Annotated in this window: 1 protein-coding gene and 1 pseudogene; both read right to left on the bottom strand. The window is 63.8% G+C overall.

Annotated elements, in window-relative coordinates; all coding sequences use genetic code 11:
* Positions 1 to 62: 62 nt before the first annotated feature.
* A complete protein-coding gene (istB, locus tag RhoFasB10_RS25670; RefSeq protein WP_167679305.1) occupies positions 63 to 905 on the bottom strand; it encodes an IS21-like element helper ATPase IstB in 843 nt (280 codons plus the stop codon).
* Positions 905 to 1,433, bottom strand: a pseudogene (locus tag RhoFasB10_RS25665) (IS21 family transposase); the annotation flags it as partial. The pseudogene RhoFasB10_RS25665 and the gene istB, both read right to left, overlap by 1 nt.

Raw genomic sequence — 1,433 nt, 5'->3', positions numbered from 1 at the left:
TGACGAGGCTCAGCGAACTTCAGCAGATGTGCTCGGCGAAATTCATCACCTGTGAGCGGTCTTCACTGTAGTGGTTGGCGGGTTCCTGTGGTGGCCTTGCGGAGCTTCTCCGATCGTGCGTTGTGGTCGCGGAGTCGGTAGGAATCTCCGTCGAGGTTGAGTACGACCGAACGGTGTAGGAGTCGGTCGAGCATGGCGGCTGCGACGGTGTTGTCGCCGAGTACTTCACCCCACGATCCAACGCCGCGGTTGGTGGTCATGATGATCGAGGTTTTCATATACCGTTGTGAGACAACCTGAAACAACGCCGACGCCGCCTCACCGGGCAACGGGAGATAGCCGAGTTCGTCGATCACCAATAACGTCGGCCCGGCGTAGAACCTCATCGTCGTTGCCCACCTTCCTTCCAACGCGGCGCGGTGACAGCGGGCCGCGAGGTCGGCGGCGGTGGTGAAATAGGTTCGGTATCCGGCATGCGCGGCGGCGCGAGCCAGCCCGACTGACAGATGCGTCTTGCCGACGCCCGGTGGGCCGATGAGCAGGACATTCGTCGCCGTCTCCAGGAAACGGCAGGTTGCGAGCTCTTCGACGAGCTTCTTGTCGACTCCAGCGGCTGCGCCGTAGTCGAAGTCTTCGAGTGATGCCGGTGTCGGCAGACATGCAAACCGCAGCCTGCCGGCCAACCGGCGTGCCTCGGTAGCTCCGACCTCGATCGAGAGCAACCGGTCCAATGCCGCGGTCATCGACAGTTCCTCGGCAGCTGCTTGGTCGAGGACCGAGGGCAACGCTTCGGCCGCGTCATAGAGTTTGAGCACTGCGAGATGCCCGCGCAAGCGTTGGTAGAGGCTCGCTGCCTCGGCGGTGTTCGGTGCCGGCACACGGTCGCTCGTCTTCTCGGCTGCCATCAGAGAGTGTTCCTTCCGTGCGCGGCGCGTTCGTAGATCGACAGGTCGTAGACGATGGCCCCGCTCACGTCGGATTCGGTTGCGCCACTATCGGTCTCATCGCAATCCGTGGGATCGGCAAGCGTTGCGCCGGCGGCGGTTCGGAGCTTGTCGGCGGCAGCGAGTGCGTCCGTCCCGGGTGGGATGCGTTCTTTTCGGCGGTGCGGTCGTCCGGTGTTCGCGCCGGCCATCGCTGCTTGTTCGAGGGCGTAGATGTGGCCGTGCTCGCGGACCATTATCCCGGTGCCGTCGGCGGCCAGACGATGTCGGGCGATGGTGATGCCGGAGGTGGTGACGATGTCGATGATGTCGGTGCCGAGTACCTGGGTGACGGTCACTGAAGCCGAGGCGAGTTCGGGTGGAACCGAGTAGCGGTTGCCGCGATAGGACACCAGGGCTTGTCGAGAGACGACACGTTCGGTGGACACGATCGCTGGATACGCCGCGGTCGGCAGTGGATGCAATCCTTCGGCAGTGGCCAGGGTCGCG

The sequence above is a fragment of the Rhodococcus sp. B10 genome (assembly GCF_011770055.1).
Lineage (GTDB): Bacteria > Actinomycetota > Actinomycetes > Mycobacteriales > Mycobacteriaceae > Rhodococcoides > Rhodococcoides kyotonensis_B.
This window is presented reverse-complemented; position numbering and strand designations above follow the sequence as displayed.